Annotated in this window: 13 protein-coding genes and 1 pseudogene; 6 read left to right on the forward strand and 8 right to left on the reverse strand. The window is 66.8% G+C overall.

Annotation, left to right across the window (positions count from 1 at the left end; all coding sequences use genetic code 11):
* Positions 1-200: 200 nt before the first annotated feature.
* A pseudogene (locus ACIBBB_RS10645) lies at positions 201-479 on the reverse strand (hypothetical protein); the annotation flags it as partial.
* The gene (locus ACIBBB_RS10650; protein WP_398980625.1) at positions 476-790 is read right to left on the reverse strand and encodes a hypothetical protein; all 315 of its coding nucleotides are present in this window, start codon (positions 788-790) and stop codon (positions 476-478) included. The pseudogene ACIBBB_RS10645 and the gene ACIBBB_RS10650, both read right to left, overlap by 4 nt.
* A gap of 232 nt (positions 791-1,022) precedes the next feature.
* Between ACIBBB_RS10650 and ACIBBB_RS10655 the strand changes: the two genes are divergently transcribed.
* Both ACIBBB_RS10655 and ACIBBB_RS10660 read left to right on the forward strand, forming a co-directional pair.
* A complete protein-coding gene (locus ACIBBB_RS10655) occupies positions 1,023-1,817 on the forward strand; it encodes a helix-turn-helix domain-containing protein (RefSeq protein ID WP_398980627.1) in 795 nt (264 codons plus the stop codon).
* Complete coding sequence (locus tag ACIBBB_RS10660) at positions 1,810-2,031, forward strand: DUF397 domain-containing protein (RefSeq protein WP_398980628.1); 222 nt, start codon at positions 1,810-1,812, stop codon at positions 2,029-2,031. Before ACIBBB_RS10655 ends, ACIBBB_RS10660 begins: the two co-directional genes overlap by 8 nt.
* 114 nt (positions 2,032-2,145) lie before the next feature.
* On the opposite strand, the gene ACIBBB_RS10665 is transcribed toward ACIBBB_RS10660, so the two are convergent.
* From ACIBBB_RS10665 to ACIBBB_RS10680, 4 genes are all read right to left on the reverse strand, one after another.
* Entirely contained in the window at positions 2,146-3,342 is a 1,197-nt protein-coding gene (locus ACIBBB_RS10665; RefSeq protein ID WP_398980629.1) for a restriction endonuclease subunit S, read from the reverse strand.
* Positions 3,332-5,944 (reverse strand): N-6 DNA methylase, encoded by a 2,613-nt coding sequence (locus ACIBBB_RS10670; RefSeq protein ID WP_398980630.1) that lies wholly within the window; start codon positions 5,942-5,944, stop codon positions 3,332-3,334. Before ACIBBB_RS10670 ends, ACIBBB_RS10665 begins: the two co-directional genes overlap by 11 nt.
* A gap of 100 nt (positions 5,945-6,044) precedes the next feature.
* Positions 6,045-6,722: an RloB family protein gene (locus ACIBBB_RS10675; RefSeq protein ID WP_398980631.1), complete on the reverse strand. Its 678-nt coding sequence runs from the start codon at positions 6,720-6,722 to the stop codon at positions 6,045-6,047.
* The gene (locus ACIBBB_RS10680; protein WP_398980632.1) at positions 6,722-7,975 is read right to left on the reverse strand and encodes an ATP/GTP-binding protein; all 1,254 of its coding nucleotides are present in this window, start codon (positions 7,973-7,975) and stop codon (positions 6,722-6,724) included. The genes ACIBBB_RS10675 and ACIBBB_RS10680 overlap by 1 nt, the downstream gene beginning before the upstream one ends.
* 240 nt (positions 7,976-8,215) lie before the next feature.
* On the opposite strand from ACIBBB_RS10680, the gene ACIBBB_RS10685 reads away from it, so the two are divergent.
* Both ACIBBB_RS10685 and ACIBBB_RS10690 read left to right on the forward strand, forming a co-directional pair.
* On the forward strand, positions 8,216-9,373 hold the full coding sequence (locus ACIBBB_RS10685) for an acyl-CoA dehydrogenase family protein (RefSeq protein WP_398980633.1): 1,158 nt from the start codon (positions 8,216-8,218) through the stop codon (positions 9,371-9,373).
* A gap of 42 nt (positions 9,374-9,415) precedes the next feature.
* Positions 9,416-10,327, forward strand: coding sequence for an acyl-CoA thioesterase (locus tag ACIBBB_RS10690; protein ID WP_398980634.1), 912 nt, complete (start codon positions 9,416-9,418; stop codon positions 10,325-10,327).
* A gap of 64 nt (positions 10,328-10,391) precedes the next feature.
* Here ACIBBB_RS10690 and ACIBBB_RS10695 read toward each other — a convergent pair whose 3' ends face one another.
* Positions 10,392-11,180: a phosphatase gene (locus ACIBBB_RS10695; protein ID WP_398980635.1), complete on the reverse strand. Its 789-nt coding sequence runs from the start codon at positions 11,178-11,180 to the stop codon at positions 10,392-10,394.
* A gap of 148 nt (positions 11,181-11,328) precedes the next feature.
* Between ACIBBB_RS10695 and ACIBBB_RS10700 the strand changes: the two genes are divergently transcribed.
* On the forward strand, positions 11,329-11,814 hold the full coding sequence (locus ACIBBB_RS10700; RefSeq protein ID WP_398980637.1) for a peroxiredoxin: 486 nt from the start codon (positions 11,329-11,331) through the stop codon (positions 11,812-11,814).
* Here the strand turns inward: ACIBBB_RS10700 and ACIBBB_RS10705 are convergent.
* A complete protein-coding gene (locus tag ACIBBB_RS10705) occupies positions 11,804-12,415 on the reverse strand; it encodes a TetR/AcrR family transcriptional regulator (protein WP_398980638.1) in 612 nt (203 codons plus the stop codon). The two genes, ACIBBB_RS10700 and ACIBBB_RS10705, sit on opposite strands and share 11 nt — an antisense overlap.
* Positions 12,416-12,503: 88 nt before the next feature.
* Here ACIBBB_RS10705 and ACIBBB_RS10710 point away from each other — a divergent pair, with 88 nt between their 5' ends.
* Entirely contained in the window at positions 12,504-14,135 is a 1,632-nt protein-coding gene (locus ACIBBB_RS10710; RefSeq protein ID WP_398980639.1) for a carboxyl transferase domain-containing protein, read from the forward strand.
* Positions 14,136-14,167 lie beyond the last annotated feature (32 nt).

Consider the following 14,167-nt stretch of genomic DNA (forward strand, 5'->3'; position numbering starts at 1 on the left):
CGATCTCCGCTGATCGCTCAGGTGAGCCATTCTGCGTGAGGGGCGGGGCGGGTGGGAGAGATCCGGCCGATTGAGGGCGGCGTACCGGTGTGTGCCAGTACGCCGCCGGGGCCGGGTTCGCGGAGAGGTAGGGCCTGGCTCAGCCCTCCGGCTCGGGGTCGTCCGTGGCATCGTCCGCGTCGTCGTACGGCGGACGTTGGAAGGCGCGCGCCCCGGCTCTCCGCGATGCGGTGCACATCGCGCAGTGCCTCGGCCATGCGGGCCGCGAGGAAGCGGAACTGCGCGGGGGTGACCGTCCGGTCGGGGAGCATGTCGGCGGCGTGGTCGATGAGTTCGACGGCCATGGCGAGCTGAACGGTCTCGATGTCGTCGGCGGCGCGGGAGACATATCCGGTCCCGTCACCGATAACGTAGCAGGGCTTGCCTTCCGGTCCCGTCCACGGGAGCAGCCGCGTGTTGTCCGTCCGACCGCTGATCACGCGGTCACCTCCACGCCGTGGATGAGACGGGGCCCGATGTCGATGCCGTGCACGGCGAGCCATAGGGCGCGGCGGCGGGCGCGTTGTCGGCGGGCTTCATGGCTGGCGTGCTGCTCGTAGGCGACGAGGTACGGGCGGACGAGCGCGCTGTCCTCACCGCGTGGTAGGGGTACGCGGGGGAGTCGGCTCGTCGGAACGTCGAGGGGCGATGATGGGTTGAGGTGTAGCCGCCCAGCTGAGCGGTGGCGCCCGGCGGCGGGCCACACGACCCGTAGGAACGGCTCGAAGATACGGGCGATAAGGTGCAACACGTCGTCAACTCCTGGCAGTTGATGTCCACGCCCCCGGGCCGTCGATAGCGGTCGCGGGGGTCTTGCGTGGGCTCATGAGGGGGCGGCCGGCCGCGTGGCCGGGTCCTGAACGCGGGCAGCAGCCGACGTACGGACATCACTGTGTAGCGATCCGCTTACAGAGTGGGACGGTGCGGGCTAGGCTCGCCAGGGGGTTGGGAGTGACAGAGCTTTTGTCGCACGGGAGTTGACGATGAGTAACAGCTATGGGGAATGGTTCAAGGAGCAACGCGTCGCGGCGGGCCTCACGCAACAGCAACTGGCGGACGCGGCGGTGATGACGCGCTCGCACATCTCGCACATCGAGGCGGGCAGGCGAATCCCCTCCAAGGAGGACGCGCGGCGCTTGGACAAGGCGCTGAACACGGGGAATGTGCTGAGCAGCTTCCTTCCGCAGGATGACGGTGTGGTCGCCGACTACTTCGAGTCAGCGCGACAGCTCGAACAGCAGGCCACCGTCATCCGCGAGTTCGCCTTGACATTCGCACCCGGCATCCTCCAGACGCGGGCGTACGCGCGTGCCGTTCTACGTGTTGGCTTCCCTCCTCTGAGCGAAGAGGAGCGTGACAGGCTCGTTGTCACACGGCTTGAGCGATCACAGATCCTTACCGACCCGGTGACGCCCGTAGTGTGGGCACTGCTGGACGAAGCGGTGCTGCGCCGACCGGTCGGCGGTCCAGACGTCATGGCGGAGCAGATCATCCACATCGTCCGGTTGGTCGAGGACGAGCGAGTGCGCGTACATGTCGTGCCGTTCGGTTTGGGCGTACACCCACTCATGCAGAGCATGCTGACTCTGATGTGGTTCGAAGATCAGCCCCCTGTGGCCTATTCCGAAGGCCTTCAGATCGGCAAGGTGCACGATGCCCCGGCCATCGTTGAGCGCCTTCAGGGCGCATATGATCTGGCGCTAGGCGACGCACTGCCGCTGAAAGAGTCACTGGCCCTAATGCGGGCAACAGCGAAGGAATACGGACACCATGACTGAGCCCACCATCCCGAACGCTTCCACGCTGAGCGGCTGGCGCAAGTCGTCCCACAGCGGGAACGAGGGTGGCAGTTGCGTCGAAGTACTGGACGACTACCCGTCGGGCGTCCCCGTCCGCGACTCCAAGCATCCACAGGGCCCCGCACTGGTCTTCTCCGCGGCTGGTTGGTCATCGTTCGTCGCGGCCGTCAAAAGCGAAGATCTCGCCGCCTGAACTCAGCAGCAACCTGACCTGAGAACCGGTCTTTCAGCAGCACTTGGAACCAGTACTTACTCCAAATAGCCTTGCCAAGGTATTTGAGTATGACTTCCCTCTGCACCCTGTGACTTATCCGCCCGCGAGTAGATCACCAAGCAGCCCTTGCCTCACAGCCCGAAACTTGTCCAGCTCACTTTGCTCCTTCGCGATTTTCGCATCAAAGGCCGCGAGAGCGCCAAGGATTCGTTGTTGCTCGGCAGGGGAGGGGCACGGAAGCAGTACCGACTTGAGTTCGGATTGCGGCAACTGAAACTGCCCACTGGTACCGCGTAGTCGACCTACGATTTGTTCCCGCACTACTGGAGCCGAGAGAGCAAGGCCCAAGAAATCTGGAGTCATGACCCTACGATCTGCGACAAGTCTCATGACGAGGTCAGAGAGCATCAGTCGTGGTGGAGCACTATCAACGACACAGACAGAACCTACGAGTTCTGGGGAACCATTAACACGTACCATGAGTACGTCACCACTGTGAATTTCCAGTTCTGGACGTGGCGCAACAGACTTAGGAAGTCTCTTCACTTGAGTCGGCACAAATCTTCCTGCCGTCACTGCCCCTAGACGAATAACACCCCACTCGTCACGACCAGGGATGTCTTCAGGACCGGCAGAAGCCACCCCAACTTCAAGCCGCGCCAATGCACTGCCCAATGGAGTATTTCGATCGGTTTCTCGTAGCCATTCTGCGACCAACGCCAGCCGAACTGCCATCAACTTCGCGATTGACTTCTCGATCGCTCGCTCTTGCGCTGTCCCGGCCTCGACCACATCAACAATCCGCCGCTGCTCTCGAAGCGGTCGACAGGGAAAAAGCAAAGACCCGAAGCGGTTCGCACCCAGATGCGAAATGCTCGTCTTCTCCGCGATATTAGCAAATACGCCCCGGAGCCTCCACCACACGAAAATTTGCTGCGCATACTCGGGGAGCACATGAGGGCCGGGCCGGAACCTAATCAACGTGTTCTGAAAGCAATAGGCGCCAGGAGCTTCAGAATATAGAGCGCTTCTACCCACCACCCGAAGGTTCTCCTGCCCTTCATTCAGAAGAACATCCCCCGGAAGAAGCTGATACAGCTTACGCTCAGATGAGGAGAACCCCATGGTCTTTACGTCAGATAGATCAATACGCCCTTCAAATACGTTGGCGACCCGCAGATAAGGGAACTGGACAGCCGCCTCCCGACCAGCAGGCGAAAGCTGTTTACCCATACGCACGTCTCCAACTTCACGCACAGGAACCCAGCGCACATCACCATCAGCCTGCATAACCCAGCTCCCTCAAGAACTCGTCCAGCGCGGCCGACGCCCTTTCTCGCTCTGCCCGGATGTCTTCCAGCGACACCGCGTACTTGCCTTGCCAGCCACCATACGAATCCGCAAGCTCGCGGCATTTGCGCAGCACATGGCCATCCAGATTGCCAGCAAGATCGCCCCGCAACAACTCCATCACCACCCGCCGCTCCCCCTCCGCGTCCAACGCCCCCCGCGCCCGAAAAAGTCTAGGCAACTCCTCCCCCAGTTCGGACTGCCCACCCGGCTTCTGCTCGAACCAGAAATCTGCCTCAAGGCGCTTGATCAACGCCCCAACCTTCGTCCGCTCCTTCTTCACCCGCGCAAGCTCCGACAACTGCTCGACACTCAAAGCGACTTCCTCGCGCGGCGGAGCATCCTCACCCGGCTCGCCGTCCTCCCCTGCCTCCGCCTCCGGCTCCGCGTTCAGCTCCTTCCACCGCGCGTCCAGCTCCGCCTTTCGCGCGTCCGCCTCCGTCAGTTCGCCCAGGAAGTCCGGAGCGATCGCCGCGACCACCTTGTGGTCGTACGCTTGACGGCGCTCAGCGGTCGTACGCTTGCGCAACTTCTTTGTCTTCGGGTCCTGTTCAGGCGCGAGCATCGTGTCGACGTTCTCCACCCAGCCGTCCAGCACGCCGGCGAAACCGTTCTCCGACAGCGCGAGCAGGTCGTACTTCGCCTCGTACCACCAGCCGGCCACCGCCCCGGCGAGCGCATACCGGTCCAGCAGCCCCACCACGCCCAGCCGCGCCACGAACGACTCCATCAGAGAGCCCCGCACCGCCATCAGCGCCTTCTTGCGCTCCGACGGGGTCGAGGCCGCCAGGTACTCCGGCGTGGCGGCCACCGCCTCCAACTGCCGTGCTTCCGCCGCCCACCACTCGTCGAACGCCGCACGCAGGGCGTCCTCTCGCGGGCGGGCCAGCTCCGCCAACCGTGCCGCGTCCGGGCGCTGTCCCTCCGGTAGGAAGTCGACGTACTCCGCGTCCACCGGGTCCCGTTCCGCGAAAAGATCCGTCAGTCCGATCCCGTACGCGTCGAACAGTTCCTTCTTCGCCTCGATCTCCGCACGCGGCACCCCACCCACCAGATGCGCCCGCACATCCTGCGGCTCCGGTGGGGGCGTGTTGTCCACGTACCGGCGGATGTTGAGGTTGTCTCCGTTGTCGCGCAGTACCTCGCGGCTCACCACACGCGAGAAGCCCGGCACCTCGGCATACTCGTGAAAGGCGGAAATGATCTTTTCCGCGTGCTCGGGCAGCAGCACATTCTGTGCCGACTCCTTGCGGAACTCACGATCCGCGTTGATGAAGAGCACCTTGTCCTCGCGCGCCGGATCTTTCGTCCCCGGCGGGCGCAGCACCAGAATGCACGCCGGAATACCCGTCCCGTAGAAGAGGTTCGGGGCGAGACCGATGACCGCTTCGATCGCGTCCTCTTCCAGCAGCTCCGTGCGGATGTCCTGCTCGCCTCCCCCGCGGAACAGCACACCGTGTGGCATGACCGTGATGGTCATCCCTGTACGCTCCCCAGGCTTGGCCTCCCGCTTGGTCTCCCACAGCATGTGCTGGAGGAACATCAGGTCGGCCTTGCCGCGCTCACTCGTCGCCCCGTACTTCGTACGTTCCCCAGCGTGCTTGAGGTCCGTGAGCGAGTAGTCCATCGAGAACGGCGGATTGCTCAGTACGCCGTGGAAGCGGTCATCGTCCGTCCTCGGCACATGGGACGGCTCGGCCAGGGTGTCGCCGGTGGTCAGGTCGAAGCGGGTGCTCACCCCATGCAGCACCATGTTCATCGTGGACATGATCCAGGAACCGCTGTTGGCGTCCTGGCCGGCGAAGAACATGTTCGTACTGTCGCCGCCGTGCTCCTCCACGTACTCCTTGGCGTGGATCAGCATGCCGCCCGAGCCCACGCACGGGTCGTAGATGCGCATGCCCTGCTCCGGGCGAAGCAGCTCGACCATCATCCGAACCACCGCTCGCGGGGTGTAGAACTCACCTCCCTTGCGGCCGGCCGAGTCCGCGAACTCCTTGATGAGGTATTCGTACGCGGCGCCGATCAGATCCGGGAACTCGAAGTCGTCCGTACGCAGCCGGATGCGTCCGAAGTGCGCGATGAGGAGCTTCAACCGCTGATCAGCGAGCTTGGCGGCGCCCCCCGCGGTGCCGGAACCGCCGATGCGGTTGAAGTCGAGGTGGTCGAAGAGTCCCTTGAGCTTGGGGTTCTGACCTTCCAACGCCTGCAATGCCGGACGGAGACGATCCTCATTGATGTTGTGCGTGGCCGACGCGATCCGCGCCCAGCGAGCGTCTGACGGGACGAACAACACATCATGGTCGCTGTACGCCGACTCCAGGTCCAGGTAGCCGTCCAGCTGTTCCTCGGGAAGGCCCAGTTTCTTCTTCGCATGTTCCCGGACCCGTTCCCGCGCGGCTTCGAACTCGTCGTTCGCCCGCTTCAGGAACAGCAGACCGAAGATGTAGTCCTTGTACTCCGAGGCGTCCATCGTGCCCCGGAGGATGTCCGCGGCGGCGAAGAGGTGCCGCTCCAGTTGCGCGAGCGTGAGCTTGGCCACGTACGACTCCCTAAGACCTGAGATGACCCAGGGAACCCTATGGCGCCCGCGCGCCACGCGGAAATCGGCGAGCTCACACAGAGGAAGGCCGTACCGAACCTCAGTAGGAGGAGATGCCTAGTCCGTCCTCGATGAACTCGTGGACGTTGGTGTACGGGTCTCGTTGGGCGATCACGACATGGTCGGGGTGCGAGGCGTTCATCTCCCGAGCCCGCTGTCGTGCCTTCTCGAACCGCCCCTCGATCTGGCTCGGTACAACGGACTTGATACCGCCGGGCACCTGGTGCCAGTCGCTCGGCAGTCGCTGTTCCGCCATACCGCACACGCCGGCGAAACTGCCTGAAACCGCCTTCAGGTGCAGCACCCGCCAGATCTCGAAGCATGGGTGGGAGTAGGCCACCATCACGCCGGCCTTCCGCGCGCGGGACAGTGCGGTCTCCACTCCCTGATGCTGGTCCCTGTCGAACAGGCACCACACTTGGGGCCACATGGCCTTGGGTACACCGGCGCGTTTGGCCTCCCGGTGCTTCTCCCGGAGCGTGATGACCGCCTTCTCAACGAGGATCAGCGGCTTGCGCTGGGATCCCTCGTCCGAGGAGTTCGCGATATGTACGTCAACGGTCAGCTTGGGGTCCGCCAAAGTGCCGAGCTGACGGACGGCCCTGATGTACTCGGGCTCGGTGACCTTGCCTTCAGTGTAGACATGGACGACCCTCCGGCGTCCGCGCCCGTAACTCTTCGACGCGAACGAGGCGTTCCCCTTGGTGTTCTTCGCCATCAGACGTGTTCCGCCCCCTCGGCGGTCTCGGCCTCTTCCCAGCCTGCCCCCAGCCGCCGGACGATCTGCCCCTCCAGCAGCGACGGCACACCGCCGAACGCACCCTCCAGGTACGACTTGGTCAGGTCTTCGCCCGCCCCCGGCGACATCGCGCTCAACGGGTACAGCTCGGTCGCGCCATCCTTGTCCTTCTCCGTGAACCAGACCTGTCCCGGGTCGAGCAGGCGCTCCCCGCTCGGGGAGCTGAGCACTGTCGCGTCGTGAGAAGTGAAAATCAGCTGCGCTCCCTTCGGGTTGGAGAGCGGGTCTCTGAAGAGACGGACGACCTCAGCAGCGAATCGCGGGTGCAAGCTGGCGTCGAGTTCGTCGAGGAGCAGGACCGCGCCGTCGTCCAGAGCCAGCAGCAGCGGTCCGAGGAGCGCGAACCAGGAGCGGGTGCCGAAGGATTCCCGCTGCCAGTCGAGCGCCACATCTCCCGCAGCCGAACGGTGCAGCAGACGGACGGCGCCGGCGCCCTTCCCCGATGGGTCGAGCACGGCGTCCGTGATGCCGAGATCGGCGACCCGCAGGAGTTCCTTGATGCGGTGTCCTTGATCACCGGCGAGCTTCGAGGTGGTGAAGGCCTCGCGCTGCAGCCGCTCCGTCTCCGGCCCGATGTGCCACAGCCGCCGGAACCAGTGGAAGAGCGGGGACAACTGCGGATGATTGTCCGTTCCCGCTGTCGACAGCAGGAGGGCGTTGGGCCGCGTCCTGCGGACGAGTTGGGCACGGTCCTTGACCCGGCTGCTGGGCCATCGATAGACGTCCTTGCGAGATGTGTCCCGGTCCATCCACTCCTGTTGATGGCCCAGCGGATAGCTGTGCACCCATTCGGACTCGACACGGCTCTCGCCCAGCTCAAATCCGTACGTCCAACGCACACCATCGATAGCCACATCGACCTCGTAAAAAGTCGGTTCGGCCGCACTCTTCGCGTCGAGTGCGAAGACCTCTCGCTCAGTGCCCTCGTACGAGGCCCACTGCGCGTACGAGTTAAGGACCGCCCCGCGCATCGCGGCGAGGGAGTCGAGGACATTCGACTTGCCGGAGGCGTTGGCACCGAAGATTCCCACCAGCGGGAAGACGGAGACAGGTCCGTCCACCAGCTCCACCTCACGGGCGGCAGCCGTCGGCTCGTCCGGCGGCACGACGAAGGAGAGCTCCTGCTCATCACGCAGGGACCGCCAGTTGGCCACGCGGAATCTCAGCAGCACACAGTCCTCCTCCCGCACGCTTTCGCGGTCAGACTAATCGCCTGAACGCGCGCTGGCGTGCCTCGTGGCCAAATGGTTGATCATTTCTGTATCGACGGCACCTTGTGATGCCGCCGACATCCCATCTCTCTGGACACCCGTGCGAACCGCCGGGTAACTTTGACTGAGCAAGCGCTTAGCCAGTGCCCTTGGAGCGTGCGCTCGACAAGCGGGGCGACAGGTCGATACAGGAGGCTTCACGTGCGCCGTAGCGTGTACAACGAGGACCACGAGGCGTTCCGGGAGACCCTCCGCGCCTTCATCGAGGCCGAGGTCGTCCCCGTCTACGACGAGTGGTACGCCGAGGGGCTGGTCCCCCGCGAGTTCTACTACAAGCTCGGCGAGCTGGGCATCTTCGGTATCGAGGTGCCGGAGGAGTACGGCGGCGCGGGCGAGGAGTCGTTCAAGTTCCAGGCCGTCGTCTCCGAGGAGTGCGCCCGCGCGGGAGTCTCCTTCGGAGGGTCCAGCGTGCATGTCGCGCTCTGTCTGCCGTATGTGAAGGCGTACGCCACCGACGAGCAGAAGAAGCGGTGGCTGCCCGGCTTCGTGACCGGCGAGACCATGTACGCCATCGCCATGACCGAGCCCGGCACCGGGTCCGACCTCGCGGGCATGAAGACCACGGCCAAACTCTCCGCCGACGGCTCGCACTACGTGCTCAACGGCGCCAAGACGTTCATCACCGGCGGCGTGCACGCCGACCGCGTCATCGTCTGCGCCCGCACCGCACCGCCGAGCCCGGAGGACCGCAGGCACGGCATCTCGCTCTTCGTCGTCGACACCAAGTCCGAGGGGTACGCGGTCGGCCGCAAGCTCGACAAGCTGGGGCTGAAGTCCTCGGACACCGCCGAACTGTCCTTCAGCGACGTCAAGGTGCCCGTCGAGGACCTGCTCGGCGAGGAGAACAAGGGCTTCTCCTACCTCGGCCAGAATCTGCCGCAGGAGCGCCTGGGCATCGCCGTCGGCGCGTACGCGCAGGCGTCGGCCGCGATCCGGTTCGCGCAGAGTTACGTGCAGGACCGCACCGTCTTCGGCAAGACCGTCGCCTCCTTCCAGAACACCAAGTTCGAACTGGCCGCCTGCAAGGCCGAGGTCGACGCCGCCGAGGCCGTCTGCGACCGCGCCCTCGACGCCCACGACAAGGGCGAACTGTCCGCCGCCGAGGCCGCGTCGGCGAAGCTCTTCTGTACGGAGGTCGCGCACCGCGTGATCGACAAGTGCCTTCAGCTGCACGGCGGCTACGGCTACATGAACGAGTACCCCATCGCCCGCCTCTACGCGGACAACCGCGTCAACCGCATCTACGGCGGCACCAGCGAGGTCATGAAGATGATCATCGCCAAGTCCATGGGCCTGTGAGGCCGTAGGACCTCGCGCCAGGACCAGGGACACAATCAGCACATGAACGCACTGGAGTCCCTCCTCGAACTGCTCGACCTGGAGCGGATCGAGGAGGACATCTTCCGCGGCCTCAGCCGCTCGGCGGCGATCCCGCGCGTCTACGGCGGCCAGGTCGCCGCGCAGGCCCTGGTGGCCGCCGGCCGTACCGTCCCAGCCGACCGGTCCGCCCACTCCCTGCACTCGTACTTCCTGCGGGCGGGCGATCCGGGCGCCCCGATCGTCTACACGGTCGACCGCATCCGCGACGGACGCTCCTTCACCACGCGCCGGGTCGTGGCCGTCCAGCACGGCCAGCCGATCTTCCATCTCTCGGCGTCGTTCCAGGCGTACGAGGAGGGCCTGGAGCACCAGGCGCCGATGCCGGCGGCCCCTGATCCCGAGTCGCTTCCCACGGCGGCCGAGACGCTGCCGCGCTACGCGGACCGGTTCGTCGACCCGTCCGTGGCCGGCCTTCTGTTGGAGGCGCGCGCCGCGGTGGATCTGCGGTACGTGGACGCCCCGCCGTACGCCACGGCCGGGCAGCCGCGCGAGGCGCGCTCGCAGGTGTGGTTCCGCACGGTCGGCAAGCTCGCCGACGACCCGCTGCTGCACGTCTGTCTGGCGACGTACGTCTCCGACATGACGCTGCTCGACTCGGTGCTCCTCGCGCACGGCAGGGGCGGTTGGGCGACGGGCGACATCGTGGGGGCGAGCCTGGACCACGCGATGTGGTTCCACCGGCCCCTCCGGGCGGACGAATGGCTGCTGTACGACCAGACGTCGCCGTCCGCGTCCGGCGGCCGGGGGCTCGGCCAGGCCCGGATCTACACACAGGACGGGCGGCTGGCGATCTCGGTGATCCAGGAGGGCGTCATGCGCGTGCCCAGGGAGTCCGGGACCGCTGGCGGGGGCTCCGGGGCGGGGCGCGACTGAGCCCGGCCGCTGTCCTGTCCTCAGCGCCGGGCTGCTGTGGTGCCGTGGTGCCGCTCGTTCGTGCTCAGACGGTGTTGGTGAGACCGGCCTCGTGAAGGAGGTACTCCGTCATCGGGTCGTAGAAGCGGGGGTCCGTCACGTGGTCGTCCAGCGGGACCGTCACCTGGAGGGTGCCCTCGGCCTCGCCGATGAACAGCGCCGGGTCGTTGCAGTCCGCGTACCCGATCGAGTCGAGACCGCGCTGCCCCGCACAGCCCGCCCAGCCGTGGTCGGCGAGCACCAGGTCCGGCTGCGGTCTGCCGTCGCGCTCCAGGCCGTCCAGGATGGCGCGCATCGGCTCGGGCGAGTGGGTGTGCCAGAGGGTGGCCCCGCGCTCCAGCATCGCGACACCGGCGAACTGGAAGACCATGCCCTCGTCGGCCGTGAGCCCGCCGGGGATCCGGATGATCTCGCAGCCCGCCAGCCGCAGCGCGTCCGCCGTCTGCCGGTGCACGTCCAGCAGACCGCCGGGGTGGCCGGTGGCGAACAGCACGCTCTCGCGGCCCGCCGCCGCCTTGCGCAGCCGCGCCGCCATCCGCTCCAGGGCGTCGACCGTCAACTCGGGGTCGATGGTGTCCTGGCCGTGCCGGTGCTCCGGATCGTCGTTGACGCCGCACCGCTCGGCCATCACGGCGAGCACGTCCTGCTCGTCGGTCCAGCGGTCGCCGAGCTCAAGGCCCAACCAGAAGTGGCGGTCGCCGTTGGCGAGCTTGCGGTAGTGGGAGAGGTTGTTGTCCCTGGGAGTGGCCACGTCTCCGGCGATACGCGTACGGACGAGGTGGTCGACGAGAGCTTCGCGGCTGGGTATCGGCATGAGCCCATTGTGCCGTCAGATGTACGCGCGGTGCCGCTCGTCCCGGTGAGTGGACGTAACGGGCGTGATCGGGGGCTTCGTCCCCCGGCGGACGGCGACGAGAACAGCAGGAAGACCAGCGACATCAGAACCGACGAGGGAGCCTCTTGTGGCAGCGACACCAGGTCCAGGCCGTCCGGTGGAGAACTTCACCCTGCCCGGCGGGGTGCTCGGCGGGGACAACGCCTTCGTACGGAGGGAGTACCGCCTCGACGAGCGGCGGGGCCACCCGCTGGTCCTTGCCTTCTACCCCGGTGACGACACCAGCGTCTGCACCAAGCAACTGTGCTCGTACTCCAGCGGACTGGAGACGTTCACCGGGCTGGGCGCCGAGGTGTGGGGCATCAGTCCGCAGGACGTCGACAGCCACGAGGCGTTCGCGCGCAAGCACGGCCTGCGGATCCCGCTGCTCGCCGACACCGAGCGGGCGGTGGCGCGGGCGTTCGGGATCGCCGCCCCCGGGATCGGGCTGCGCCGCTCGGTCTTCCTGATCGCGCCGGACGGCACGCCGCGCTGGAAGCACGTGGCGCTGTTCGGTGCGACGTTCCAGCCGGTGGAGACACTGGCCAGGGAGTTGGCCGGGCTCAGGGTGTGACGTCCCGGGAGTCGCCGAGGGCGGCGAACGCTCCGTGCGCCAGGCGGCGCAGGAGCGTTTCCGCCACCGCGCGGCGGGGTGTGCCGCGCCCGGTGGGGCTCAGATGCGGCGTCGAGTTCAGCAGGCCGAAGACGGCGTGCACGGCGCCGCGCGCGACCGGCTCGGGGAGATCCTGGTGAATCTCGCGGACGACGCCGACCCACAGCTCCACATACTGCCGCTGAAGCTGCCGCACGAGCTTGCGGTCACTGTCCCGCAGGCGGTCCAGTTCGCGGTCGTGCAGCGTGATCAGCGGGCGGTCGTCCAGCGCGAAGTCGATATGGCCGTCGATCAGCGAGGCGAGCACGGCCGCCGGATCACCGGTCGTCGCCGCCACCCGCTTCCTGCCGCCGTCCAGCAGCCGGCCGCTGATGCCGACGAGCAGTTCGGCGAGCATGGCGTCCTTGCCCGCGAAATGGCGGTACAGGCCCGGCCCGCTGATACCGACGGCCGCCCCTATCTCGTCGACGCCCACGCCGTGGAAGCCGCGCTCCGCGAAGAGTCTGGCCGCCTCGTTGAGGATCTGCTCGCGGCGGGTCGGGGCCGCGGTCCTGGTGCTCATGGAAATCCATTCTAGACAGGACGGTTAGCGGTCGTTAACCTGAGAGGTAAACGTTAACGCTTATTAACCGTGCGAGGGAGCTCGACCGATGCAGCAGGCACCCGTGCTGGCGAGCGCCGCGGATCCGGCGGCCGAGGCCTGGCGCGTCAACGAGGCGGCGCATCAGGAGCTCTCCGGCGCCCTGCGCGACCGGCTCGCCGCCGCCCGGCTGGGCGGCGGCGAGAAGTCCCGCGCCCGGCATGTGGCGCGCGGGAAGCTGCTGCCCCGGGACCGGGTGGATACCCTGCTGGACCCCGGCTCGCCCTTCCTGGAGCTGGCCCCGCTCGCGGCGGAGGGCATGTACGGCGGCCAGGCGCCCGCGGCCGGGGTGATCGCCGGCATCGGCCGGGTCAGCGGCCGTGAGGTGGTCGTGGTCGCCAATGACGCCACGGTCAAGGGCGGGACGTATTACCCGATGACGGTGAAGAAGCATCTGCGCGCCCAGGAGGTCGCGCTGGAGAACAGACTGCCGTGCGTCTATCTCGTGGACTCGGGCGGCGCCTTCCTGCCGATGCAGGACGAGGTCTTCCCCGACCGTGACCACTTCGGCCGGATCTTCTACAACCAGGCGCGGATGTCCGGCGCCGGAATCCCGCAGATCGCGGCCGTCCTCGGCTCCTGCACGGCGGGCGGCGCCTATGTGCCCGCGATGAGCGACGAGGCCGTGATCGTCCGTGACCAGGGCACGATCTTCCTGGGGGGCCCGCCCCTGGTGAAGGCGGCGACGGGCGAGGTCGTCACCGCGGAGGAGCTGGGCGGCGGCGAGGTCCACTCCCGTACGTCGGGGGTCACCGACCATCTCGCCGAGGACGACGCGCACGCGCTGCGGATCGTGCGCACGATCGTCTCGACGCTCCCCGAGCGTGGCCCGTTGCCCTGGCAGGTCGAGCCGGTGGAGGAGCCGAAGGTCGACCCCATGGGGCTGTACGGGGCGGTACCGGTCGACTCGCGCACGCCGTACGACGTCCGTGAGGTCATCGCGCGTCTGGTGGACGGCTCGCGGTTCGCGGAGTTCAAGTCCGAGTTCGGTACGACCCTGGTCACCGGCTTCGCCCGGATCCACGGCCACCCCGTGGGGATCGTCGCCAACAACGGCATCCTGTTCTCCGAATCGGCCCAGAAGGGCGCGCACTTCATCGAGCTGTGCGACCAGCGCGGCATCCCGCTGCTCTTCCTCCAGAACATCTCGGGATTCATGGTCGGCAAGGCGTACGAGGCGGGCGGCATCGCCAAGCACGGCGCGAAGATGGTGACGGCCGTGGCGTGCGCGCGCGTGCCGAAGCTCACCGTCGTGGTCGGCGGCTCGTACGGCGCGGGGAACTACTCGATGTGCGGCCGGGCCTACTCGCCCCGCTTCCTGTGGATGTGGCCCAACGCCAAGATCTCGGTGATGGGCGGCGAGCAGGCGGCCTCCGTGCTCGCGACGGTCAAGCGCGACCAGATCGAGGGGCGCGGCGAGGAGTGGCCGGCCGGGGAGGAAGAGGCGTTCAAGGACCCGGTCCGCGCGCAGTACGAGACACAGGGCAACGCCTACTACGCGACGGCGCGGCTCTGGGACGACGGGGTGATCGACCCGCTGGAGACCCGTCAGGTGGTGGGTCTGGCGCTGACGGCCTGCGCGAACGCCCCGCTTCCCCAGAAGGACAGCAACGCTCCCGGCTTCGGCGTCTTCCGGATGTGAGTGACACATGACCTCCCTGCACACCACCACCG

The sequence above is a fragment of the Streptomyces sp. NPDC051217 genome (genome assembly GCF_044455465.1).
Lineage (GTDB): Bacteria > Actinomycetota > Actinomycetes > Streptomycetales > Streptomycetaceae > Streptomyces.

Bases quoted from the DNA above. Each gene is read 5' to 3' on its own strand.
- ACIBBB_RS10655 (WP_398980627.1), top strand. From the start codon at position 1,023: ATGAGTAACAGCTATGGGGAATGGTTCAAGGAGCAACGCGTCGCGGCG.
- ACIBBB_RS10660 (WP_398980628.1), top strand. From the start codon at position 1,810: ATGACTGAGCCCACCATCCCGAACGCTTCCACGCTGAGCGGCTGGCGC.
- ACIBBB_RS10665 (WP_398980629.1), bottom strand. From the start codon at position 3,342: ATGCAGGCTGATGGTGATGTGCGCTGGGTTCCTGTGCGTGAAGTTGGA.
- ACIBBB_RS10675 (WP_398980631.1), bottom strand. From the start codon at position 6,722: ATGGCGAAGAACACCAAGGGGAACGCCTCGTTCGCGTCGAAGAGTTAC.
- ACIBBB_RS10690 (WP_398980634.1), top strand. From the start codon at position 9,416: ATGAACGCACTGGAGTCCCTCCTCGAACTGCTCGACCTGGAGCGGATC.
- ACIBBB_RS10695 (WP_398980635.1), bottom strand. From the start codon at position 11,180: ATGCCGATACCCAGCCGCGAAGCTCTCGTCGACCACCTCGTCCGTACG.
- ACIBBB_RS10705 (WP_398980638.1), bottom strand. From the start codon at position 12,415: ATGAGCACCAGGACCGCGGCCCCGACCCGCCGCGAGCAGATCCTCAAC.
- ACIBBB_RS10710 (WP_398980639.1), top strand. From the start codon at position 12,504: ATGCAGCAGGCACCCGTGCTGGCGAGCGCCGCGGATCCGGCGGCCGAG.